Here is a 21,222-nt window from a genome sequence, read left to right on the forward strand (position 1 = left end):
GAATTAAGCAATATGCAAAACGGTAAAGTAAAATGGTTCAATAACGAAAAAGGATTCGGCTTCATCGAAGTTGAAGGCGGAGACGACGTATTTGTTCACTTCACTGCTATCGAAGGAGAAGGATACAAATCATTAGAAGAAGGACAAGAAGTTTCTTTTGAAATTGTCGAAGGTAATCGTGGACCTCAAGCTTCTAATGTTGTAAAACTCTAAACTCAATACATGTTGATCAGATGACAAATAGAGGAGAGGCGTATGCCTCTCCTATTTGATTGCCGTCTGAATCTCAATTGCGACAAGATTCTGCTTGCAGCGCTGCTCGATCTCTTCAATTTGTTTCTCCATTGACGGCATTCCTTTTTTTGCCATTTCCGCTAAACTTCCCAAATCACCGTATATCTCTTTAAATGTCTGCTGAAGGATTGTTTTTAAATCTTTATCATTCACGGCTGGTTTTTCCCTTCTCTCCCAAGATACCCTGAATAATAGTAAATAAGCCCTAATTAATCAGGTTCAATAGTTATATCGGCTTATTTTCTATATTTTTTTCTATTTTCCGTACATATTTCTAAAAAAAAATCTCCAAACTATTTGCGGAGGTGTTTTTTAATGGACTCTGAATTTTTTCCAAACGGACTGACGGATAAACGCCAGCTTGAATTAGCGGTGGAAACGGCCCAGAAAACAACGGGAGCGGCTACCCGGGGCCAAAATTCAACTTTGGTGGAATCTGCATACCAGGCGATTCAGGATGCCAGAACGATGTCACAATCCAGTGAACTGCAGGCTCTCGACCAGGATTTTCTGCAAAAGCAGCGAATGCTTCTCGACGATTGCCAGCATCAGCTTGATGAATTCGAAAAATAAAACCGCAGAAGCTGCGGTTTTATTTTTTATTGATTTGTCAGCTCCTTGCCGTAGGCTTTCAGCTTCTCCCCCACTGTGCATTGGTTGATGCAGAAAGAATGAGCGTGATTTTTTCCAAACTCTTTGCGGAAATGCTTTTTTACGAAACAGTCTTTGCAATATTCATCCTGAAGCTCTGTCAATTCTTTATAAATGCTTTTTTTATCCAATATCAGTCATCTCCGTTACCTTCTAATGTTATACGGCTTTCAATCTGCCGGTCCGAGAGAATTTTTCTGGCAAGGTCATCCGCTTCTTGATTTTCCTTTCGGTTTACGGCTTCATATGTCGGTGTCAGCTTTAAGGATTCGAGCAGCGCTTCAATTTTATCCAGCCATTCGTTTTGCGTTTCATCATAACACGGCCAGCTGCCGTCAAGCTGATGTAAAACGACAAGGGAATCCCCTCTTATCGTGATTGAATTTCTGCTTGCGCCAAGTTCCTGCACTTCCTTAAGCGCTTCGTATAAAGCGGCATATTCCGCCTCATTGTTCGTCTGAAGCGTTAAGCTTTTGTTTTTCCGTATGCGGTATCGCTTGCCGCCGATAGAATAATACACGACAATTCCGAGTCCGGCGCGTCCGCTTGTTTTGTCAAAGCCGCCGTCGAAATACACTGTAATGTCGTCAGGTTCGTGCGCAAGCTCTTCAGTAAGCTTTTCTAATTCTTTAAGCGTCCAGCTCGCGCCTTTTTCATCCTCAAAATAAATGTCTTTTATATAAGGAAAGCGGCTGACTTCTCTTGCAAGCATGCGCGCTTTCGGAACGGTCAGCCAATCTTCGGAAAAAAACGCGACAGGGCCTGTTCCTTTTGCTTCTATTTCGATATACGGCTTAAGATTCATTGAAATCACCTTACCATTCATTAGTTGACGGGCGTGTGCTATAATCAAACCATTCTCAAATTGAAAGGAAGTCAGCAGGTTTTGTTTAACGATGTGTTATGGATCTTATTTGCGGTCATTCATTTTATCATTGTTCTTCTGTTTTATAAAGGATTTGGCAAAACGGGCCTATTCGTATGGATCGGTTTCGCCACGGTGTGCGCCAACTTGCAGGTTGTCAAAACAGTCGAACTGTTCGGGCTTACGGCGACACTGGGAAATATCATGTACGGCACCGTTTTCTTCGCAACGGATGTGCTGAATGAAAAATACGGTCCCAGGGAAGCGCGCAAAGCCGTCTGGCTCGGGTTTTCCACTCTGCTCGCTTTGACATGCGCCATGCAGGGGGCTCTTTTATATAAACCGGCTGCGTCAGATATCGCACAGCCTGCCCTTGAGACGATTTTCGGTTTTCTGCCGCGTGTTGCGCTCGGAAGCCTCTTGGCTTTTATTTTCAGCCAAACGATAGATGTTTATGTATATTCAGCCATTCGGAGAATCTTTCCTTCAGACAGGCTTCTCTGGCTCAGAAACAGCGGAAGCACGGCGCTCAGCCAGCTGCTGGATACATTTATCTTCACTGCCGTGGCCTTTATCGGCGTTTATTCCGCGGGAGTATGGTTCAGCATCTTCATTTCAACTTACCTGATTAAATTTGCGGTATCACTCATTTCTGTCCCTTATGCGTATGCGGCAAAACGAATGACACCGAATGGAGAGTGACGGATGATGCCCGCTGAAATTTATGTAGACGGTGCAAGCGCCGGAAACCCGGGCCCGTCCGGTATCGGTATTTTTATTAAACATGCCGGGAAAACAGAATCTTTCTCAATTCCGATCGGCGACCAATCAAATCAGGAAGCTGAATTTCTCGCTTTAATTGAAGGAATGAAGCTGTGTGCCGCCCGCGGATTTGAGTCCGTGTCATTCCGGACGGATTCGGATATCGTGGAGCGGGCCGCAGATCTTGAAGCGGTTAAAAACAAGGCTTTCCAGCCGTTTGTTGACGAAATCATCCGCTTAAAGGCCGAATTTCCATTGTTTTTCATTAAGTGGATTCCCGGCAGACAGAACCAAACAGCCGATCAGCTCGCAAAAAAAGCGATTCGGCTGAATAAATAACCGGAATGAAATTGCGTCTCACTGTTCATCCTACAAATGAGGTGAACAGCTATGAGAAAGGAAAATAAAGGCCGGCTGACCGGGGGCGTAAATCCTCAGGGAAATATGGAAGGAAATGCGCATAAAGACCCGAAATCAGCCCTTGAAAACAACGCAAAAAAAAGCAATACAAAACGCTAGAGGGATCAGCTGATCTCTCTGGCGTTCAGCTTTTCGAGCATCCTTTCAATTCCTTTTATCTGATGACGTCTGAGCATTAATGCCGCCTCTTCCATCTTTAATGAAAAAAGCGCTTCTTCAAGCGTACAGACTAACGGCACCTCGCAATGTATTTCAGCAAGCTGCCTTGACAGCTCCAATTCTTTCAAGCTTTGCTGAATTTTCGTTTGCTGGCCCTTCGGCAAGAGAGCGAGGCTTTCTAATAACCGGTCTATGTTTTGGTATTCACGGATCAGCTTGTACGCCGTTTTTTCCCCGATCCCTTTAACGCCGGGATAGTTATCGCTCGTGTCTCCCATCAGCGCCTTAATGTCAATCAGCGCTTTTGGCGGAACTCCCGTTTCTTCTCTGAATATCTCATCTGTATATACCTTATAATTGCCGATACCCTTTTGCAGCAGCGCTACTCGAACTTGATGATTCAGCAATTGAAGCAGATCTTTATCACCCGTTACAATCGTAATTTCCGCTTCCCCGGAAAATAGGGCAGAAAGCGTACCGATACAGTCATCCGCCTCATAGCCTTTTATGCCGATGTTTAAAAAACCGAGCTCTCGCGCTGCTTCTTTCGCTAGATCAAATTGCGGAATCAGCTCTAGCGGCGGTTCGCTTCTGTTGGCCTTATAATCTTGAAACAAATCATTGCGGTACGTTTTGCTTCCCATATCCCAGCAGCAGACGACATGTGTGGGCTGAAACGTATCAACCGCCGTAATAAGATGCTTTAAAAAACCGTTGACGCCGTTTGTGGGAATTCCGTTTTCATTTATCATAAAATTGCGATGAACGGCCGTCGCGAAAAACGAGCGGAACAAAAGCGCCATGCCGTCAACGAGCAGTAATTTATTATTCATATATCAAAACTCCTTTTTATTCAATGTTCCTATTTTACCAAAGAAGGCGGTAAAAAAACAGCATCCCCCCATTTGGAAGATGCTGCCGTCACGTTACTCACCGTGTCTTTTATTGCTTGCCATCAGCTTTTCAGCTTCACGGCCGGCATAAGAATCAAATTTCTGTCCGAAGCCGTTTTTCTTTTTGGCATTGTTATTCTGCTGAGCATTTCTGTTTCCCAGTTTTGTTCTGCCCATGGTCATATCCCCCTTTAGAGAAGATACGGATAGTATGTACAGCAAGCGCTGATGACACACGCGGCAGGTTCATCCATTACTGTCTGCTGACGAATTCTTTCACCATCTCTTCACTTACGAATCGTCTTTGCGGCACGATGCCCTTTTTCGCCAGCTGGTTCATTTTTGCGGTGATGCCATTGATGGCATCTGTCGTGAACGGTTTATTCTGTCTGCATTTTACAATGGCTTCTTCAATGGCCTGTTCACGCTCATAATCAAGCTGTACAAATGTTTTGACGTGCTGATGCTGTTTTGCGGAATGTGCTGAAATTGCTTTATGGACTTCTGACATAAAAGGTTTCATCTCGCTTTTTTTCATTTTAGTCTACCACGACTGTAATCTGCCCGCCAAGCGGATTTTTAAATTTTCAGCATTTCATCTTTCTTTTTCCATGCTTTTTCGGCTTCGTAAAGGTGTTCAATTTCCCTTGCACTCGTATTTTCCGCAAGACCTTGTAAATAAGTGTCCCGCTGCTCGCGGATCTGGGACAGGCTTTTATCCGCCATGTCTTCTTGCAGACGGCGCACCTGCTCAGCATATCGCTCTGAAAGGCTTTCTTTCTCCTGCTCAAGCCACTTTTCTGTCACTTTTTGCAGGCTCAGCCTGAGCCCTTCTACAAACGCTGCTTTTCCGTTCTGTTCAAAAAACTGCTTCGGTGATTTAACTTCCTTTACGTGATGTGAGAATGCCGAGACGTCAATGACCGGAGCGACCTCTTTCAGCTGAACGGCAAATTCGTTTTCACCGCTCACATAAATGGAGAAATCTCCGTCTTCCATAAGCTTCTTCTGACAGTTTTCCATCCATTCCTCAGTCATATGGCGCTCAATAAAACCGGTCATCCGGATATCGAGCGTTTTCAGCTCTTGAATATATTCAAAACGGAATTCCTTGAGCGCCTCATTCAGCGCCGCTGATATATTTCGTTTCCAATCACCGTTTTGAAGACCCGGATGGAAGGCGTTTTTCAACATATCATTCGCATAAAACGTCAGGCGGTGTTTAATGTGATAGAGCTGTTCTTCCGTATCTTTCATCACTTTTCGAATGATGACCTCAGACGTACGGCGCTTTGAAATGTCAGCGAGAGCTTTTTCATAGGAAGACTCCAGACGCTGTTTCTTTTTTTCTTTTTCTTCTGCCGACTGGTGAAGAGATTCGTGAAGCTGTTCCACCATATCGCACAATTTGTCCGCCTCTGTTTTCAGCTGGGCGCAGCTGGCCCTCATTACATCTTCCTCAATAAAGTGCTCAAGCCCGGTTCTTACATCAGAGAACCTGTTATAAAAAGCTTCTTTTTTACCCGCAAGCTCTTCTTTACTTGAGACATGATATAATTTCGGCCGGTTAATTCCCTCTTTTGAGAGTTCTGAGCGGACATAGTCTTTGACGGTTTCCAGCTCGCTTTCGGTTTTGGCCAGATCGGCGGCGTTAATGACAAAAAACATTTTATCCATGCCGAATGATTCTTTGACGAGGCCGAGTTTCTTCAGAAAAGACCTGTCTCCTTTTGAAAAAGAATGCTGATAGTACGTCATATAAAAGAACGCGTCAGCATCTTTTATATATTGAAAGGCAAGCTCCGTATGGCGCTTGTTTATACTGCTTGCTCCCGGCGTATCAACAATGGTGATGCCTTTTTGCGTGAGAGGCGAATCATAATACACGGTGACTTCTTTTACGCAGCAGGCCGTTTTTTCTTCGGCTGCGTACGGTTTTAAATCTTCAACCGGCACCGTCAGTGTCAGCCTTTGACGGATCTGTTCTTCGTACGTATCAAACGCCTGCAGCATCGTCTGAATCACCGGGATGAGTTCATCCGGAATTTTTCCCTTTTTAATGGCATAATTCCATCTCTCTTTCAGTGAACGCCCCTTTACATCAGCATCTTTCAGCTCAGTCAGCTGAAGCATTTCAGCGTCCAGCTCCTCCTCCGTTTTAAAAACGATCTCCGCAGATTTATGCGGTTTGCCGTCTTGCGGTTTCGTTATTTTGTTGATTGTAGCCGTTGTGGGCGTCGGTGATGATGGAAGCACGTATTCACCGACAAGCGCATTTGCAAATGATGATTTCCCCGAGCTGAATCCGCCGAATAATGCCAAGGTAAACTGGCGGTTTTCAAGCCGCTCAATCCTGCTTCGAAAGGCTTCTGCCTGTTTTCCTAATATGCTCGAGGATTCAAGAATCCCGGCAAGCTCATAGAACCGATCAGTCTGCTCTTTTATAGGAAGTTCCTTCATCGCATTTTTTTCAGGCTTGCTTACTTCATGCTGTACAGCCTCTTTTGGTTTCTCTTTTTGGACGGGCGCTTTCGCAAGGCGTTTTTTTCGCGTATACCAGTCGCCGCTTCCCGTAGCACAGGTCAATTCTTCTTCCCACAAAGCGCGGACGCGGGCTGCTTTTTCCAAGGCATTGCGTTCTTCTTTTGCCGATTGCGCGAGCTCATCCCTTATTTTCTTTTCTTTTTCGAGCCGGTTTTTCAAGTTCTCAATGAGCGGTCCGTTTTTTGTCTGAACATAAGCTGTCAGCTCCTCAATGAGTTCCGCTGTCTGTCTTTTGGCTTCCCTTCTGATCATTTCAGCGAGGTCTTTCGTATAAGTTAATACGTATTCAGATGAAAAGGCCGCTCCCTGCTTAAGGGCCTGAGCGGTGATATCATCAGAAAGCGATGTGCGGTACGCCTGGATTTTCTTGATCAGTTCGTCCGAATCCGCTTCATACCGCTTGGCAGCTTTCGTAAATGTGTCGATAATATGCCAATCCGCTTCCCCTTCCGTTCTTTTTTTAATATCGGCAAAAAATTCAGCATGCCTTCTCTCTTTCTCCTGAGCCGTTTTCGCTTTTGAAAAGAATAATCCGGTTTTAAATGAGGGCTGCTGTGATTCAATATAAGCAGATGCAAGCTCCCTCATCTCAAAGGGTGTCAGATTAGCGTTTTGCAATATGTTCTGCACGTCTTTTCTGATGTCTTTCTCTGCTGTTTCAGCCTGTTGAACGGCTTTTTTAAGCTCATCTTCAACAGAACGGACAAGTGCTTCTTGTTTGTCAAACTGCTCTCCGCTGCTGTTTTTATCTTCTTTTACGAGCATCTCTGTATGCTCTGTGACTAAGTGTGCGACTTTTCTCTCCGTTAAGGACCATAAATTTGTTTTTGCCTGCTGTTTCAGCTTCTGCAGATGTTTTTTCAGCTGTTCCATGCCGTTTAAAGGATGGTCAGGCTCAGTGACAGACGTAAAGAAAAGCGATTCTTTCGGTATTCCCGCGCCTTCAAGCATGTCTTCCACCTGCCTGCGGTACTCTTCAAACTTCGTTTCAGTTTCATCATGTCTGTCAATTTGGTTGACGATCAGAAATAAATTCGGAATACGGTCTTTGATGGAGCTGAGAAACAGCATATTTTCTTCTGAATGGACGTGATTATAATGAACGACGTAAAATAAAGCGTCAGCCTGATGCAGAACCGAAGCGGCAGATAAAAAATGCGCTTCGTCCGTCGAATCAATTCCCGGTGTGTCAATGTAGGCCGCATAAGGCTCTGACTCCTTAAAGCCGGCATAGACTTCCACCGTTTCAATTTGCTCACCGTCTTTACAGAATTGCTGCACTTGTTCTTTATCGTAACTTCCTTTAATTTCTGCATAAGCCCCGTCCGTCGTATGAAGCATGACTTTATCTTCACCGTGCCGGATGACAACGAGATTGGCGCTTGTGGGAATCGGGCTTGTCGGCAGTATGTCTTCACCGAGCAATGTGTTTAATAAAGAGGACTTTCCGGCCGAATAATGCCCGGTAAACGCGATATAAACCTCTTCATCAGCCGCTTTTTTCATAATGGCCGCGAGCTGATCGGCCCGTTTTTCATCCTGATGATCCAAAAATTGTGCGTATAAGGCACCCGTTCTGCTGAAAATCTCCCTGTTATGGCGTTCTTCTTCTGTCATGTGTCTTTACCCCTTTGTGTCTGTCGCATCAAATGACGTTTTTCATTTTTAGAAAGCTCTGAAAAAAACCTCTCCCCCATTTTACACAAGAATGGCTCACTTTTCTTCAGGAAACGCAAAAAAGCCGCCGATATCGGCAGCTGATAAAGAAAAAACACCCGCGGCAGGAAAAACCGCAGATGTTTAAGAAGACATCGATTTATTCGAAACTTTTTTCAATACGAAACCAATTAAAACACTGTATGTACAAACGGCTGCAAATAAAAATAACATTGTCATTTTCGGCACCACCTTGAATGAGAATCATTTTCATATTTATATCTTATCATGAGTGAGAATGATTTTCAATCTCTATTTTGCGGTGTTTTCTTCTAGCGCTTTCTCTTCGGCGCGAATCCTCACAGTGAGCATGCAGGCATTGAGAATCGAAAAGAGAAACAGTGTCCAATACGCTCCGTATAACAGCGGCAGAAAAATAAATTCTAAGATGACGACCGCGTAGTTCGGGTGCTTCATCCACCTGTACGGCCCCTTTCTGACAAGCTCCGCATCCGGCACGACAAGGATTTTCGTATTCCAATACCGCCCTAATGATAATAGCGCCCAATACCTGATCCCCTGTACAAATAAAATGATACATATAATGGCGGTCCACCTTGGAGAAAGCGTTTTTTGAAACGCCGCCACCTCAGCTGTAAGAGAGACAAAAAAGAGCACGTGCATCAGGACGAGAAAGGGATAATGTCCTTCTCCGTATTCGACTGCGCCTAGCTTTTTCACCTTTTGCTCATTGCGCCGGGCCACGATCATCTCCGCAATCCGCTGGGCCGCAAGCAGCATGATAAACAGCCAAAACATTAAGAAGCCCCCTTTTCCCAGCTGAACAGCAAAAGCTCAGACGAAAATCCCGGCCCGAGAGCGCCGATCAGCCCTTTCTCGTTTTCTTTCTGCCGTCCGTGGAGCAACTGTTCTTTTATCACATGAAAAATAGTTGCGGAAGACATGTTCCCGTGTTTTTGCAGCACCTTCCGAGATGCCGCAAGCTGACCGGTGTCCATTGAAAGACTCGTTAAATAGGCGTCAATGACCTTTTTCCCGCCTGGATGGGCAAGAAAGGTTTTAATGTCGTGAGGACTGACACCATATTCAAATAAAAATTCATCAACATTGTCCTTCAGCCACTGTGAAACCAGGGTGGGAATATCTCTTGAAAAAATGACTTGAAAACCGCTGTCCGTGAATTCCCAGCCCATCACATCTTCCGCATCCGGCATCATCACCGATTGGGTGGCGAATATCCGCGGAAGAAGCGGCTGTTTGACGTCGTTTCGGTTCGCCTTTTCTCCTCCGATTAGTAATGCGGCAATCCCGTCCGCAAACAGGGAGGTTCCGATTAAGTTGCTTTTTGACTTGTCGTTCGGCTGAAACGTTAAGCTGCAGAGTTCAGCCGCGATGACAAGCACGTATGCTTCAGGATACGCGCGGCAGTATTCGTACGCCCTGGACAGGCCAGCCGCTCCGCCCGCGCATCCTAAGCCCCAGATCGGTATCCGTTTTGTTTTCGCAGAAAACGGCAGCTGATTCATCACTTTCGCTTCAATGCTGGGTGTTGAAAGCCCGGTGCTGGAAATAAAAAAGATCGCATCGACTTTTTCATATGGAAAGGGATTTGTTAAACAATCCGGGTTTGTTAAACAATCAAGTGCCGCATCCGCACTGTGCTTGACGGTTTCTTCCGTATACAGCCGGTTTTTTTCTGAAAAACCCCGTGCCGTTTTATACCATTCAATCGGCCGGACAAACTGCCTTGATTCAATTTCGCCGTTTTGAAAGGCTTTTAACAGCCGGTCAATATCCTTAAATGAATCGGCAAACATCCCTCTCGCAAAATCCGCCGCCGTTTCTTGCGAGACATGATACTTCGGAATGCTCGTTCCGACAGATAACACATATGCCATGCCCATCACCTCTTTACATAAAGGTTCCCGCTTTTTTCCTGAATGTATGCATAAGTTTGAATCGAGGATTTCACTGACATGCCATTTTAATAGGAAATTGGCCCTTTTGAATAAGAAACCCTTCGACTATACTTGATCCATTCATAAAAAAAGGTTGTGATTGGGATGCTGACACCTGTCATTCTTAGAGGGTCACTCGTTCAGTTAGAGCCGATGACGATTGATCACACTCAGGCACTTTGTGACGCTGCTTCAGAAAATAGGACGACTTACGCTTACACCCATGTCCCTGACGGAATCGAAGAAACAAAGCGTTATATTGAGCGCTCGCTTTCCGATTATGAAAAAAGACTTGCATTGCCTTTTGCAGTACGGAGTCTTGAAACAGACCGAATCGTCGGAAGCACGCGGTTTATGGATGCGGAAGTGTTTACGCGGCCGGCGGACGCAGCTCCGGAAGTGTGTGAGATCGGCAGCACATGGTATGCCTCTGCCGTGCAGCGGACCGGTGTCAATACGGAATGTAAACTTCTGATGCTGACTCATGCGTTTGACGTGTGGCAAGCTGTCAGGGTGACGCTGAAAACCGACGTTCGCAACCAGCGCTCACGGACTGCGATTTTGCGGATCGGAGCCCAATTTGAAGGGATCCGCCGCGCACACATTCCGGCTGTCGACGGCGGTCTCAGAGATACCGCCTACTACTCCATCCTTCGGGAGGAATGGCCTTATATACGGCAAAACCTTTCTGGCCGGCTCAAAGCATATAACTGAAAAACCTGCCGATATATGGCAGGTTTTTCACATATTCGGATCATGGACGTATAAATTGAGATCGATCCGTCCGTCTGACGTGACCGCTACCCCCTCAGCTTCAAGAGACAGCTTCTGTACAGAAAACATCTCTTCGTCTCTCAATCCGATTTCGCCCTTTGCATTGATGACCCTGTGCCAAGGAAGACGATGCTTTTTACTCATGGAGTGAAGAATCCTCACAACCTGCCTCGCTCCCCGCGGACTTCCCGCAAGATCGGCAATTTGACCATACGTCATCACTTTTCCTTCAGGAATCTGTTTGATAATGGCTACCGCCCGTTCCGTAAATGTCATGGAACTCCTCATTTCGCAAGAGCAGATGATTTTTGAGAAAATCAGCCACTTCCTGATCTTATTTCTATAGATGATAATTGCTATATCATCATACTTATTTCATCTCTGCGTTTAAATAGATTATCTGTTTGTTCACAAAAAATTAACAAAGATAAGTATGTACATATTTAACATAATATGTAATAATACAATTGTATTAAAAAAGAAAAGGAGTGTTTACAATGAAAATGAAAAAAGCTTTAGCCGGCTCAGCCCTATCTCTCGCTTTACTCTGTTCTGCCGCCCCTGCTTTTGCCGCAGGTCCTGCTGATACACCTTCTGCAGAAAGTAAAACGAAGGAAGTATCTGCTTTGGCGACGTTCATACTGAATGGTTCCGGCCCTGATTATCCTACTTCAATTTACCGGAATGGAATCACCTATTATTTAGACAACATCACCTTCCATGGTGCTGATGGCACTTGGACAGCCGTCTACAAAAGCTGATTTTTCATGACGCGGAATGTTTGTTCTAGGCAACAACTAAAAATAATCCGTATGTTACCGTGCCGATAAGAGAATAAATGATTGCTAACATGTACCTAAGAAGTGTCAAAATTGAAAATTGTGACAGATTCTTCTGAATTATCTCTTGCTCTACTTTTATCAGCATCTCCTGCTTTTGCAACTGCTGGACGATATCAACAATTGGTATCTAAAAGGAGTTTCTTTCTGGAACGGAATCTGGTATGGGAATGATGAGCACTGTTACTAATATGAAGGGGGCTTTGCCCCTTTTTCTAGTTTCACTGCCTTTTATAATTGATCCAACATATAGCACCTAGGTGCGTAATTTCATTTCACCCGATGATCATTATCAGTTGTACTGTTTTCTGCTTTTAGACGCAAAAACACATAATCTAAAATTCTCTCCTGCCATAGGGTTTTTGATCGGATCCTGCAGCATTTTAGTGAATCACATGTCTATCCAAAAGCCGAGCCTCAACTCTTTACGAAGAATCAATCCAGATCCTTCAGAACATTTCTATGGACGCCTGAGTTCCCCAGCTCATGTTAAGGTAACTCTATTCTTGATATATGCTGACGTAAACAAAAGGCCATGGAATGTTTTTCCTCCCCTCTTTAGTTATCAAACCTTCTTTTGGACGAGGGGCACAGGACATCCCCGATCAGAAAAACACCTAAAATGAATAAAATTAAATGTAAGGGCAATAATTTTTCGTGAGCAAGTACACATAAAACCTCTTACTTGCTCTTTTATTTTTGATAAAACACAATCCAGGGTGATAACATGAGATTTGCTTGGGAAGAATTAATTATAATTGCATTCGGAATGATTTTACTGAGAATTTCAGGGAGAAAATCCATTGCACAAATGACCATTGCACAGACAATGGTGATGATTTCAATCGGTACGATTATCGTTCACCCCATTTTAGAAACCAGTTTATTGAAAACATTAATCGCTGCGTCTATCCTTTTTAGCGCTTTGATTTTGATGGAATGGTTTCAAGTAAAAGTAAACTGGATTGAATCTTTTCTAACCGGAAAATCTAAATTCGTTATAGAAGACGGCCAACTCAATATAGAAAACTTAAAGAAGCTGAGGCTGACAGCAGATCAACTCGAAATGCGTTTAAGGCTTCTTGGCATTTCAAATATAAACACAATTAAATATGCCACTTTAGAAGCTAATGGACAATTAGGCTACGAATTAAAAGATGATTGTAAGCCTTTAACCATCAAAGATCTTAAAAAAGTGATCGATCCAAAATGTCTTAACAAAGAGCCTCAGCCTCAAAAAGATGATCAAGCCAATATATTCGAGGAAATCAAAAAACACCAGGCTCAGCACAAGCCAAAAAATCTGAATAATTCGCTGATTAGTAATGCCTTTTGTTATTCAAAACCGATGCCGAATCAGACCGTTAACCGCCATTTTTTACCGAAACCGGTTTACAAGAAACAAAAAAAGCATCTGAAGCAGATGCCTTTTTTAAATTGATATTGCGACGATGAAAAGAGTCGGCAACCCCCGTATTTTTCGAGAGGTCCTTGTATGCGCCTGAATATGCTTTTCAGCCGTCTATATCCACCGCCGCCCTTAGCCATAATGTTAGTCAGTTTGTTTTTATAAAATCATTGATTAATTGATCAGTCGTTAATATTGTGGCAAATTCATCATGCAATGTTGCCAGAGATATATTGTGAATAGTCTCTGCATCATAATATGTATCATTTTGATCTCTCATTCCGAAGGCTGCTGTTGCATCTGAAATCAGGTATGTATCAAATCCTAAATTACCGCTCATCCTTGTGGTTGTTGAAACACAGTGCGGCGTAGTCAAGCCAGTGATTACGACAGTTGTTATATCATTTGCTTTTAAAAGCTCTTCTAGATTAGTCCCAATAAAGCTGCTGTTTACTTTTTTGGTTATAATGACTTCTTTTTCCATAGGTTTAACGATTTCCTTTATAGCAACCCCCTCATTTTTTGGATAAAATAAAGAACCAGGTTTATCAGAAGTATGTTGTATGTATATGACTGTCCATCCTTTTTCTCTCCATAATTTCAGTATTTTGCTGATATTTTCTTCCGCCTTTACGTTATTTCGTTCTCCCCACTTTTTATCATCAAAGGCTTTTTGTACATCCACAATGATTAAAGCTTTTTTCTTTTCTGCCATCAGATAACCTCCTATATTGAAAATTCGTATTTATAACATTTTAAATAAAGATTTTACTTTTGTACAATTGTTTCAGTGTTAAATTTCATATCGCACCTTCCCCGTTGGAAAAGCATTGAAATATCTAAAGCTAGCACTCACTCAAAAGCTGCAGATCACCAGAGGCCAGCAATATTCAACTCTTTTTCTCTATATACTTATCAATATCCTGAAATAAGCCGCAACAGTGAATGAAAAGATTGCCCCTAACTAAATTCACGCTCGCAAAATATTAACAAAAAAACCCTTGGTTATTTTTGTATTGTATGTAATAATACAAGTGTATTAAAAAACAAAGGAGTGTTCAAAATGAAATTAAAAAAAGTTTTAACTGGTTCTGCCTTGTCTCTCGCTTTACTCGTTTCCGCTGCCCCTGCTTTTGCATCTAGCCCTGGTCATACAAATAGCGACTCAACTCAAACAAAAATTTCGACACAAGCGACCAAAGATTCTTTTACAATGGATTACCTTCATAGATGGGATATCCCAAATACAACTGTTAAGAATGGTGTTACATATTACCTTAAGAAAGTAGAGATAATCGAAGGGTTCTATCGCGCAACTTTTGAAGGATGGATTAATTAAAAGAAGGGGCTTTCCCTTCTTTTCACTCTCATTTGTAAGGATCCGTGCACAAGATACTCGTTCACGTACATATAGTCCGGGACGGTTTTTCGGCAAAAAAAGTGGATGCCTCATCACTCAATTTGTTTCTTTTCAAACAATGAAAATAATAAATGAAAGAGGATGCCTCGCAAAAAGTTCAGCAAACTTTCGGAAGCATCCTCGATCTGGATAAAATAAGATGTTATTTTAAAGAAAAACGGGTGACTAACCCTCTTGAACCCTTGTCACATCAAGGTTTTTTTTCGTTTTAGGAATCATATTATAAATAATATTCAAAAGGACGGCGGTAAAGCTTCCGGCGACGATTCCGTTTGTGGTCAGTAGATTTAAGTAAGACGGCAGGTGCTTAAACATATCGGGAACGACGGTTACACCGAGTCCCAATCCGACCGAACACGCGACAATCAGAAGGTTTTCCTGCTTTTTAAAGTCAATTTGACTGAGCATTTTAATGCCGTAGGAGATGACCATGCCGAACATGGCCACCATCGCGCCTCCCAGTACGGAAGACGGGATGATGGTCGTGAAGGCTGCGATTTTCGGAAAAAGGCCGAAGAGCATTAAAAGTGCGCCCGTGACACCGATAACCGCGTTTTTCTTAATTCCCGTCAGCTGCACGAGGCCGACGTTTTGGGAATAAGCCGTGTACGGAAAAGCATTAAAAATGCCGCTGATGAATACCGCCAGGCCTTCCGCACGGTAGCCTTTTGCTAAATCACGTTCAGACAGGCGCCGGTTTGTCAGGTCACCGAGAGCGAAATAGACGCCGGTTGACTCAACAAGGCTGACAATGGCAACGATGGACATCGTAATAATCGGTGCCGCATGAAATGTCGGCGCCCCGAAGTAAAACGGTTTAATCATTTGAATTGCGTCAGCATTCGCCACATTGTCAAATTGCACTTTTCCCATAAAATATGCGATGGCCGTCCCGATGACAATGCCGATTAAAATCGAAATGGATTTCAAAAATCCTTTTGTAAACCGATAAAGCAGCACGATGATGACGAGCACCGTAAATCCGAGGGCAAGGTTAGCCGGATCACCGAAATCCTTGCTGCCTTCCCCGCCGGCAATATGATTCATCGCGACCGGCATTAAGGTCATCCCGATAATCGTCACGACAGATCCGGTTACGACAGGCGGGAAAAAGGATACGAGCTTGCCGAAGAAAAACGACAGCAGAATGACAAGCAGACCCGATGCCAAAATGCTTCCGTAAATGGCTGAAATCCCGTACTCCTTACCGATGGAAATAATCGGCGCTACCGCGGTGAACGTACAGCCGAGCACAACGGGCAAGCCGATGCCGAAACATTTATTCCTCCATACTTGAAGCAGCGTAGCCGCCCCGCACATAAAAATGTCAATTGATACGAGATATGTCAGCTGTCCTGCGTTCAGTCCCAATGCCGCTCCTACAATTAAGGGAACGACGACGGCGCCGGCATACATGGCAAGCACGTGCTGGATACCGAGTGAAAGTGTTTTGGCATAGCCGTTTTTCATGAACGGACCTCCTGTACAAATGTCACTTTTCCGTCTTCAAGCGATTGAATTCTCGCCAATGATTCGACCCGGCATCCTTTTTTCACCAGCTCATCTCTTCCCGGCTGAAATGACTTTTCAATGACGATTCCGATCCCGCAAACCGCTGCGCCTGCTTGTTTTACGATGGATAAAAGTCCTTCTGCCGCCTGTCCGTTCGCTAAAAAGTCGTCAATGATTAACACGCGGTCATCTTTCGACAGATGATTTCCGGAGACAGCAATCTGACTTTCTGTTTTTTTCGTGAAAGAATAGACGGATGCCGTCAGCAGATCATCCGTTAATGTGAGAGACTTCCTTTTTCTCGCAAAGATGACGGGAACGCCGAGTTCAAGGCCGGCCATCACCGCAGGGGCAATGCCCGAAGATTCAATTGTGACGATTTTGGTTATCTCGTCTTTTTCAAAACGGCGCGCAAATTCCCGGCCGATCTGCTGCATGAGAACCGGATCAATTTGATGGTTTAAAAAAGAATCCACTTTCAGCACTTGATCAGAAAGAACAATTCCGTCTTCTGCTATTTTTCGTTTTAATGCTTCCACAATGATTACCCCCGCTTATAAAAAATAAAAAAAGCATTGCCCGCTCTCCAAAAAAAGAGCAAGCAATGCCGAATGATCTACACGCAACGGCCGAATAAAGCCGTTCCATTGCTCACTCATAGTCGGACATTTACGGTGACCGGTAGAAACTTGCGTGCCATATCCACGCGATTATATGAGTGTTCGTATGATATTAATCAAATTATAACAAGATACACTTCTTTTGCATAGTGAAATTTGAATATTTCCGAACTTTTACAAAGAATTGGTTTTCGATTATTCGTGTTTTTAGAATTTTTAGAAAAACACCCGGTGTATACCGGGCGTTTCGTTTATAAATATAAATTTGAATATTTGCCGACGAGATACTCAATGAGATATTGAACGTTCAGCTCTTCTCCCGTTGCATCTTTTATGATGTCAAGCGGCATTTTGCGTCTTCCGTGCTGATGAACCTTTTCTGTCAGCCATTGTTTGATCGGCTCAAAATCGCCCCGTTCTATTAATTGGTCAAATTCAGGCAGATCGTCAAGCATGGTATGCTTCAGCTGTGCCGCATACATATATCCGAGCGCATAGGAAGGGAAATAGCCGAAATCGCCGCCCGCCCAATGTACGTCCTGCAAAATGCCTTTTGCGTCAGATGGCGGCGTAATGCCTAAATAATCATGATATTTTTGATTCCACAATGCAGGCAGTTCTTCCACTGTCACTTCATTGCTGAAAATCGCTTTTTCAATTTCATAACGGATAATAATATGAAGCGGATATGTCAGCTCATCGGCTTCAATTCGGATAAATGTCGGTTTCGCCTCATTTACGGCGCGTACAAAGTCCTCTCTTTTCACATCTTGAAATTGATCAGGCGAAGCCTCAACCATTTTTTCATAATAGGCGGTCCAGAAATGTTGATTTCTGGCGATAAAGTTTTCATAAAATAACGATTGGGATTCATGAATTCCCATGGATGCACCGTCAGATAAGTTCGTTCCGCTCAACGCTTCGTCAATATTCTGCTCGTAGATCGCATGCCCGCATTCATGAATCGTTCCGAAAATCGCCGTGCGGAAATCGTTTTCGTCATATCTGGTCGTCACCCGCACATCGCCCCGGTTGATTGTCGTCGCAAACGGATGCACCGTCTCGTCCAGGCGGCCGCCGTCAAAATCATACCCGAACTCTTTTAAGAAATACAAGGAGAGGTCTCTTTGTTGTTCTTTCGAAAACGTTTTCGTTATAAAGGAAGTGTCCGGTTTATTGCCGGATTCCGTCACTTTTTTGATAAGCGGAATAATCGCTTCCTTCAATTCAGAAAACAGCTGATCCAGCACCTTTACCGTAACACCCGGTTCGAAAATATCGAGCAATGCGTTGTATGGATGATCTTCATAGCCCCAATACGAAATAAACCGCTTATTAAAATCAATCAGCTTCTCAAGGTACGGAGCAAACATAGAAAAATCAGAGGCAGCCTTTGCATCCTCCCAAGCCGTTTCAGCTTTCGATGTTAAAATGACATATTCTTTATACTCATCTTCAGGAATTTTTTTATTATGATCATAATCTTTTTTCGCAAGTTCCGCCGCTTTCACTGTATCTTCAGGCAGCTCTTCTGCATGCGCGAGAAGGATGTCGATCAGCTCTTTCATCCGGTCGGATGTCTGGATTTGAAAAACGTCAGCCGACAGCTGTCCGATGCTTTCCGCCCGGTCATCAGAGCCTTTTTTTGGGGCTCCCGTTCTTAAGTCCCAATGCATAAGTGCAATGGCTTCGACATAGTGGGATACTCTTTTTAACAGATCAAAAAACTCTTTTTCATATGTATGTAAATCCATATCCGTTCCCCTCCCTTTTCACTATCAATTACAGGCTAATGGAATGCCGTGATAAAGTCAACTTCCCGGATTTAAAAAAGCCGCAGGATAAGAATCCTGCAGCTTTTGTTTTTATACGATTTTCGGTGTAACAGGCAAGATCTTTTTGACTTCGGCCAAGACCCGTTCACTTTCTCCGCCCGCATAAATGGATATGGTTCCGCTGTCCTGATTAGAACGGATGAGGCGGCCGATTCCCTGCCGGACTCTCAAGAGCATGTACGGCAGATCAACTTCCTCAAACGGATCTTTTTTCGCTCCGTTCCGCTTTGCGGTAAACACGGGATCATGAGGCGGATACGGCAACGCCCAAATGGTCACATTCCGGAGCGAGTCACCGGGAATGTCAAGACCTTCCCATAAGTGGACGGAACAAAGCACGGATTCTTCATCCCGCTGGAATTTTTCGACCAGACTGCTGATTTCTTCATCACCTTCGTAGTATATCGGATACGGCAGCTCCCACGCGGCAGCCTGTTCTTTAAATTCCTTCATGTCTTCAAAGGAAGGGAAAAGAACGAGGGTGCGTCCTTCATTCTTCTTAATGGTTTCAATCGTTTCGGCTGTTTTCTGCTCAGACGTCATGTCACCGTGAAGCGCAACAGACATTTGCTCCTCATAATCGTACGGAGATTCAACGGTGAATGATAAAGGATCACGGATTCCGAGGCTGTCAGCGATATAATCAAATGAACCGCCCTCAGAAAGAGTGGCCGATGAGAAGATATAAGGAATCTTTTTAGAAAAGACCTTTTCTCCCAAAACTTCGGCTACAGTTCTCGGCATAACGACAAACGTTGAGTCTGTATCCCGCGTTTCAAGCCAGCTGATGGCATCCTTTTGATACAGCGACAGCGAATATGCCATTTGTTCGACGTATTCTTCTACGACTGACAGCTCGTACTTATCGATCGTATACATTTCCGATTCAAATACGAGCGCCTCCCCGATTTTATCGAGCAGACGGCACAGTTCGTCAGCCGCACGCTTAACACGCTGATCGTTTTGGATGTCCAATCGGTGAGAGCCTGCGATTTCCTTCGATTCCTCTGACAGCACATAGAAAAACTCATCGTTTGCGGCAAGGGCATCTTCAATCAGTTCGGCGAATTCCTCTCTGATATCATTTTGAAGCAGACGCTCTAAAAACAGCTCAAGCGTCGACTGCTTCACGCGATACGTTAACGCTTTTTGCGCGGCGAATTCCAGCAGATGTCCTTCATCAAACACGACGGCGCTGTGATCCGGCAAAAGCGGCAGCTGTCCTTCCCTTTTGCGTGATTCTTCCGTCCATACATGCTCCATGTAGAAATCATGGGAGCAAACAATCAGATCCGTTGATTTTCTGTAATGATCTCTCGAAAGTGTTAAACCGCATCTATGTCTCATATCACAAGTTAAACAATCTTGGAAGGAATCATAGCTGACGCCTGCCCACTCTTCATTCGTCAAATCAGCGTACTGTTTGCGGTCGCCGTACGGATAAAAGCGCTGCATCGCTTGTGATTCGTGTACGAATGAAGGCAGCGACTCATAAAGATCCAGCCACTTTTCATCATCAGAACGCTGCATCGTTTTCTCAAGCTTTTTCAGACACAGATACTGCTCATGGGATTTGGACAGCCGTGTATCAATCTGCAGATCCAAATGTTCTGTCAGCTTGGAAATGTCGCCTTCTTTTTTGACAAGCTGTTCAATTAACGTTTCATCGGCGCATGCGATAATGGCCGGTTTACCCGTATATCTGGCATAGCTGATGGCAAACAGCAGATACACCAGCGTTTTCCCCGTACCGACTCCTGCCTCAGCGAACATGACTTTTTTCTCTTTAAATGCCCGTTCAAGCTGAAACGCCATAAATACCTGCTCATCCCGAAGGTCAAAGCCTTTCTCGGGAAGGATATCGTAAAACACGTCACCAATCCAATTGTTCAATTCTTCGTAAAAATTCTTTTCTTTTGTTAAAGCAAAAGGCAAACGTGATGTTGTCACCCAACTCCAACCCCTAACTATTCGGCATTCAGACCATCTATAATATCATTTAACCCTTTTCAATACAACAAAAAAACTTGGCCTCGCCAAGTTTTTGCCATTATCATTTCCGGTTAATGATATGTGTACATAGGAACGGATGGTCTGTTGAATGTGTATGTTTTACCGCATTTTCAAGTTCTTCCTGTGCGTGTGTCATGGCGGAAGGACCGAACTCCGCTCCGGCTTCCTCCAGCCGGAAAGCAGTTGCGTCTAACGCCTTTTGTATTTTACTGAAGTGCTCGCTGTTCAGCATAAAATAGATCACCTCTCAAATAGAAATAATCATCATTCTATGCCGATGCTTCACTTTCTATACATGCCATTCTGAATGATCCGCACCTGACCTGCACAAACTACAACAGATATTCGATCGAATATCCATCTTCACAAAATTATTCTATCCGGGAGTGATGGTTACATGAGTTATAAAGATCGATTAGATCAGCATTCTGAATTGTTTCATCACAATTGGACGCGGCCGAAACGCTCTAAATCGCAAGTGAACGGCCACACCGAAATGTCCAAGACCAACATTATTTTACGGAGCAACGCAAAAGCGCACCGCTGGTAATGGCAGAATAAAACGTAAAGATGCCGGA

The 21,222-nt window shown here is 44.0% G+C and carries 26 protein-coding genes, 1 pseudogene and 1 riboswitch; of the genes and pseudogenes, 10 read left to right on the plus strand and 17 right to left on the minus strand.

The features are described 5' to 3' along the window. Positions 1–12: 12 nt before the first annotated feature. A complete protein-coding gene (gene cspD / locus NSQ37_RS17095; RefSeq protein WP_003153604.1) occupies positions 13–213 on the plus strand; it encodes a cold-shock protein CspD in 201 nt (66 codons plus the stop codon). Between the two features lie 51 nt (positions 214–264). Here the strand turns inward: cspD and NSQ37_RS17100 are convergent, their stop codons facing one another. After that, the gene (locus tag NSQ37_RS17100; RefSeq protein WP_012117812.1) at positions 265–447 is read right to left on the minus strand and encodes a hypothetical protein; all 183 of its coding nucleotides are present in this window, start codon (positions 445–447) and stop codon (positions 265–267) included. A 162-nt stretch (positions 448–609) separates the two neighbouring features. Here NSQ37_RS17100 and NSQ37_RS17105 point away from each other — a divergent pair, with 162 nt between their 5' ends. Beyond that, on the plus strand, positions 610–867 hold the full coding sequence (locus NSQ37_RS17105) for a DUF2564 family protein (protein ID WP_007409519.1): 258 nt from the start codon (positions 610–612) through the stop codon (positions 865–867). 26 nt (positions 868–893) lie between these two features. On the opposite strand, the gene NSQ37_RS17110 is transcribed toward NSQ37_RS17105, so the two are convergent. Together NSQ37_RS17110 and NSQ37_RS17115 are read right to left on the minus strand one after the other, a co-directional pair. Further along, positions 894–1,076 carry a zinc-finger domain-containing protein gene (locus NSQ37_RS17110; protein ID WP_015240062.1) on the minus strand — a complete coding sequence of 61 codons (183 nt, stop codon included), beginning with the start codon at positions 1,074–1,076 and terminating at the stop codon, positions 894–896. Between the two features lie 2 nt (positions 1,077–1,078). Next, positions 1,079–1,750, minus strand: a complete 672-nt coding sequence (locus NSQ37_RS17115; RefSeq protein WP_076425341.1) for a ribonuclease H family protein — start codon at positions 1,748–1,750, stop codon at positions 1,079–1,081. Between the two features lie 81 nt (positions 1,751–1,831). On the opposite strand from NSQ37_RS17115, the gene NSQ37_RS17120 reads away from it, so the two are divergent. From NSQ37_RS17120 to sspL, 3 genes are read left to right on the plus strand one after another with little or no spacing between them, the layout of a single operon-like run. After that, the gene (locus tag NSQ37_RS17120) at positions 1,832–2,512 is read left to right on the plus strand and encodes a queuosine precursor transporter (RefSeq protein ID WP_012117815.1); all 681 of its coding nucleotides are present in this window, start codon (positions 1,832–1,834) and stop codon (positions 2,510–2,512) included. 6 nt (positions 2,513–2,518) lie between these two features. Continuing rightward, on the plus strand, positions 2,519–2,911 hold the full coding sequence (locus NSQ37_RS17125; protein ID WP_253613218.1) for a reverse transcriptase-like protein: 393 nt from the start codon (positions 2,519–2,521) through the stop codon (positions 2,909–2,911). Positions 2,912–2,962: 51 nt separating this feature from the next. Then, positions 2,963–3,091, plus strand: coding sequence for a small, acid-soluble spore protein L (sspL, locus tag NSQ37_RS17130; RefSeq protein ID WP_003153575.1), 129 nt, complete (start codon positions 2,963–2,965; stop codon positions 3,089–3,091). A 5-nt stretch (positions 3,092–3,096) separates the two neighbouring features. Here the strand turns inward: sspL and NSQ37_RS17135 are convergent, their stop codons facing one another. From NSQ37_RS17135 to NSQ37_RS17165, 7 genes are all read right to left on the minus strand, one after another. Further along, on the minus strand, positions 3,097–3,984 hold the full coding sequence (locus NSQ37_RS17135; protein ID WP_025284902.1) for a 5'-3' exonuclease: 888 nt from the start codon (positions 3,982–3,984) through the stop codon (positions 3,097–3,099). A gap of 93 nt (positions 3,985–4,077) precedes the next feature. Further along, the gene (locus NSQ37_RS17140) at positions 4,078–4,221 is read right to left on the minus strand and encodes a hypothetical protein (RefSeq protein ID WP_003153570.1); all 144 of its coding nucleotides are present in this window, start codon (positions 4,219–4,221) and stop codon (positions 4,078–4,080) included. A gap of 76 nt (positions 4,222–4,297) precedes the next feature. Then, positions 4,298–4,555, minus strand: coding sequence for a YpbS family protein (locus NSQ37_RS17145; protein WP_012117818.1), 258 nt, complete (start codon positions 4,553–4,555; stop codon positions 4,298–4,300). Positions 4,556–4,623: 68 nt separating this feature from the next. Beyond that, entirely contained in the window at positions 4,624–8,205 is a 3,582-nt protein-coding gene (locus NSQ37_RS17150) for a dynamin family protein (RefSeq protein ID WP_253612901.1), read from the minus strand. A 183-nt stretch (positions 8,206–8,388) separates the two neighbouring features. Further along, positions 8,389–8,484, minus strand: coding sequence for a Fur-regulated basic protein FbpC (gene fbpC / locus NSQ37_RS17155; protein ID WP_025284905.1), 96 nt, complete (start codon positions 8,482–8,484; stop codon positions 8,389–8,391). Between the two features lie 72 nt (positions 8,485–8,556). After that, positions 8,557–9,063 carry an isoprenylcysteine carboxyl methyltransferase family protein gene (locus NSQ37_RS17160; protein WP_253612899.1) on the minus strand — a complete coding sequence of 169 codons (507 nt, stop codon included), beginning with the start codon at positions 9,061–9,063 and terminating at the stop codon, positions 8,557–8,559. Then, positions 9,063–10,163, minus strand: coding sequence for a type III polyketide synthase (locus NSQ37_RS17165; RefSeq protein ID WP_253612897.1), 1,101 nt, complete (start codon positions 10,161–10,163; stop codon positions 9,063–9,065). Before NSQ37_RS17165 ends, NSQ37_RS17160 begins: the two co-directional genes overlap by 1 nt. Before the next feature lie 165 nt (positions 10,164–10,328). Between NSQ37_RS17165 and NSQ37_RS17170 the strand changes: the two genes are divergently transcribed. Next, the gene (locus NSQ37_RS17170; protein WP_122504087.1) at positions 10,329–10,937 is read left to right on the plus strand and encodes a GNAT family N-acetyltransferase; all 609 of its coding nucleotides are present in this window, start codon (positions 10,329–10,331) and stop codon (positions 10,935–10,937) included. A 27-nt stretch (positions 10,938–10,964) separates the two neighbouring features. On the opposite strand, the gene NSQ37_RS17175 is transcribed toward NSQ37_RS17170, so the two are convergent. After that, the gene (locus NSQ37_RS17175; protein WP_007612133.1) at positions 10,965–11,273 is read right to left on the minus strand and encodes an MGMT family protein; all 309 of its coding nucleotides are present in this window, start codon (positions 11,271–11,273) and stop codon (positions 10,965–10,967) included. Positions 11,274–11,494: 221 nt separating this feature from the next. Here NSQ37_RS17175 and NSQ37_RS17180 point away from each other — a divergent pair, with 221 nt between their 5' ends. Together NSQ37_RS17180 and NSQ37_RS17185 are read left to right on the plus strand one after the other, a co-directional pair. Continuing rightward, positions 11,495–11,758 carry a hypothetical protein gene (locus NSQ37_RS17180; RefSeq protein WP_032866282.1) on the plus strand — a complete coding sequence of 88 codons (264 nt, stop codon included), beginning with the start codon at positions 11,495–11,497 and terminating at the stop codon, positions 11,756–11,758. 805 nt (positions 11,759–12,563) lie between these two features. Next, positions 12,564–13,142, plus strand: a pseudogene (locus NSQ37_RS17185) (DUF421 domain-containing protein); the annotation flags it as partial. 250 nt (positions 13,143–13,392) lie between these two features. Here NSQ37_RS17185 and NSQ37_RS17190 read toward each other — a convergent pair. After that, on the minus strand, positions 13,393–13,959 hold the full coding sequence (locus NSQ37_RS17190; RefSeq protein WP_012117823.1) for a cysteine hydrolase family protein: 567 nt from the start codon (positions 13,957–13,959) through the stop codon (positions 13,393–13,395). A gap of 348 nt (positions 13,960–14,307) precedes the next feature. Here NSQ37_RS17190 and NSQ37_RS17195 point away from each other — a divergent pair, with 348 nt between their 5' ends. Further along, complete coding sequence (locus NSQ37_RS17195) at positions 14,308–14,583, plus strand: hypothetical protein (protein WP_015417694.1); 276 nt, start codon at positions 14,308–14,310, stop codon at positions 14,581–14,583. 246 nt (positions 14,584–14,829) lie between these two features. Here NSQ37_RS17195 and pbuX read toward each other — a convergent pair whose 3' ends face one another. The 5 genes from pbuX to NSQ37_RS17220 all read right to left on the minus strand — a co-directional run bounded on the left by pbuX (position 14,830) and on the right by NSQ37_RS17220 (position 20,876). Continuing rightward, the gene (gene pbuX, locus NSQ37_RS17200; protein ID WP_218791239.1) at positions 14,830–16,134 is read right to left on the minus strand and encodes a xanthine permease PbuX; all 1,305 of its coding nucleotides are present in this window, start codon (positions 16,132–16,134) and stop codon (positions 14,830–14,832) included. Then, a complete protein-coding gene (xpt, locus tag NSQ37_RS17205) occupies positions 16,131–16,715 on the minus strand; it encodes a xanthine phosphoribosyltransferase (protein ID WP_015240076.1) in 585 nt (194 codons plus the stop codon). The genes pbuX and xpt overlap by 4 nt, the downstream gene beginning before the upstream one ends. 99 nt (positions 16,716–16,814) lie before the next feature. Further along, positions 16,815–16,914: riboswitch (purine riboswitch) on the minus strand. 133 nt (positions 16,915–17,047) lie between these two features. Further along, on the minus strand, positions 17,048–18,550 hold the full coding sequence (locus NSQ37_RS17210) for a carboxypeptidase M32 (RefSeq protein ID WP_015240077.1): 1,503 nt from the start codon (positions 18,548–18,550) through the stop codon (positions 17,048–17,050). A 111-nt stretch (positions 18,551–18,661) separates the two neighbouring features. Beyond that, complete coding sequence (locus NSQ37_RS17215) at positions 18,662–20,581, minus strand: ATP-dependent DNA helicase (protein ID WP_012117827.1); 1,920 nt, start codon at positions 20,579–20,581, stop codon at positions 18,662–18,664. A 103-nt stretch (positions 20,582–20,684) separates the two neighbouring features. Next, positions 20,685–20,876, minus strand: a complete 192-nt coding sequence (locus NSQ37_RS17220) for a hypothetical protein (RefSeq protein ID WP_003153550.1) — start codon at positions 20,874–20,876, stop codon at positions 20,685–20,687. A gap of 165 nt (positions 20,877–21,041) precedes the next feature. On the opposite strand from NSQ37_RS17220, the gene NSQ37_RS17225 reads away from it, so the two are divergent. Continuing rightward, positions 21,042–21,194, plus strand: a complete 153-nt coding sequence (locus tag NSQ37_RS17225; RefSeq protein ID WP_169510007.1) for a YpzG family protein — start codon at positions 21,042–21,044, stop codon at positions 21,192–21,194. The last annotated feature ends 28 nt before the right edge of the window (positions 21,195–21,222 follow it).

The organism is Bacillus sp. FSL P4-0334 (assembly GCF_038004825.1).
Lineage (GTDB): Bacteria > Bacillota > Bacilli > Bacillales > Bacillaceae > Bacillus > Bacillus velezensis.

Coding starts and splice junctions, on each gene's coding strand:
- NSQ37_RS17105 (WP_007409519.1), top strand. CDS start 610: ATGGACTCTGAATTTTTTCCAAACGGACTGACGGATAAACGCCAGCTT.
- NSQ37_RS17195 (WP_015417694.1), top strand. CDS start 14,308: ATGAAATTAAAAAAAGTTTTAACTGGTTCTGCCTTGTCTCTCGCTTTA.
- NSQ37_RS17150 (WP_253612901.1), bottom strand. CDS start 8,205: ATGACAGAAGAAGAACGCCATAACAGGGAGATTTTCAGCAGAACGGGT.
- NSQ37_RS17125 (WP_253613218.1), top strand. CDS start 2,519: ATGCCCGCTGAAATTTATGTAGACGGTGCAAGCGCCGGAAACCCGGGC.
- NSQ37_RS17225 (WP_169510007.1), top strand. CDS start 21,042: ATGAGTTATAAAGATCGATTAGATCAGCATTCTGAATTGTTTCATCAC.
- NSQ37_RS17135 (WP_025284902.1), bottom strand. CDS start 3,984: ATGAATAATAAATTACTGCTCGTTGACGGCATGGCGCTTTTGTTCCGC.
- NSQ37_RS17175 (WP_007612133.1), bottom strand. CDS start 11,273: ATGACATTTACGGAACGGGCGGTAGCCATTATCAAACAGATTCCTGAA.
- NSQ37_RS17165 (WP_253612897.1), bottom strand. CDS start 10,163: ATGGCATATGTGTTATCTGTCGGAACGAGCATTCCGAAGTATCATGTC.
- NSQ37_RS17115 (WP_076425341.1), bottom strand. CDS start 1,750: ATGAATCTTAAGCCGTATATCGAAATAGAAGCAAAAGGAACAGGCCCT.
- NSQ37_RS17145 (WP_012117818.1), bottom strand. CDS start 4,555: ATGTCAGAAGTCCATAAAGCAATTTCAGCACATTCCGCAAAACAGCAT.
- NSQ37_RS17220 (WP_003153550.1), bottom strand. CDS start 20,876: ATGCTGAACAGCGAGCACTTCAGTAAAATACAAAAGGCGTTAGACGCA.
- NSQ37_RS17140 (WP_003153570.1), bottom strand. CDS start 4,221: ATGGGCAGAACAAAACTGGGAAACAGAAATGCTCAGCAGAATAACAAT.
- NSQ37_RS17190 (WP_012117823.1), bottom strand. CDS start 13,959: ATGGCAGAAAAGAAAAAAGCTTTAATCATTGTGGATGTACAAAAAGCC.
- fbpC (WP_025284905.1), bottom strand. CDS start 8,484: ATGACAATGTTATTTTTATTTGCAGCCGTTTGTACATACAGTGTTTTA.
- NSQ37_RS17160 (WP_253612899.1), bottom strand. CDS start 9,063: ATGTTTTGGCTGTTTATCATGCTGCTTGCGGCCCAGCGGATTGCGGAG.
- NSQ37_RS17180 (WP_032866282.1), top strand. CDS start 11,495: ATGAAAATGAAAAAAGCTTTAGCCGGCTCAGCCCTATCTCTCGCTTTA.
- NSQ37_RS17210 (WP_015240077.1), bottom strand. CDS start 18,550: ATGGATTTACATACATATGAAAAAGAGTTTTTTGATCTGTTAAAAAGA.
- sspL (WP_003153575.1), top strand. CDS start 2,963: ATGAGAAAGGAAAATAAAGGCCGGCTGACCGGGGGCGTAAATCCTCAG.
- NSQ37_RS17170 (WP_122504087.1), top strand. CDS start 10,329: ATGCTGACACCTGTCATTCTTAGAGGGTCACTCGTTCAGTTAGAGCCG.
- cspD (WP_003153604.1), top strand. CDS start 13: ATGCAAAACGGTAAAGTAAAATGGTTCAATAACGAAAAAGGATTCGGC.
- pbuX (WP_218791239.1), bottom strand. CDS start 16,134: ATGAAAAACGGCTATGCCAAAACACTTTCACTCGGTATCCAGCACGTG.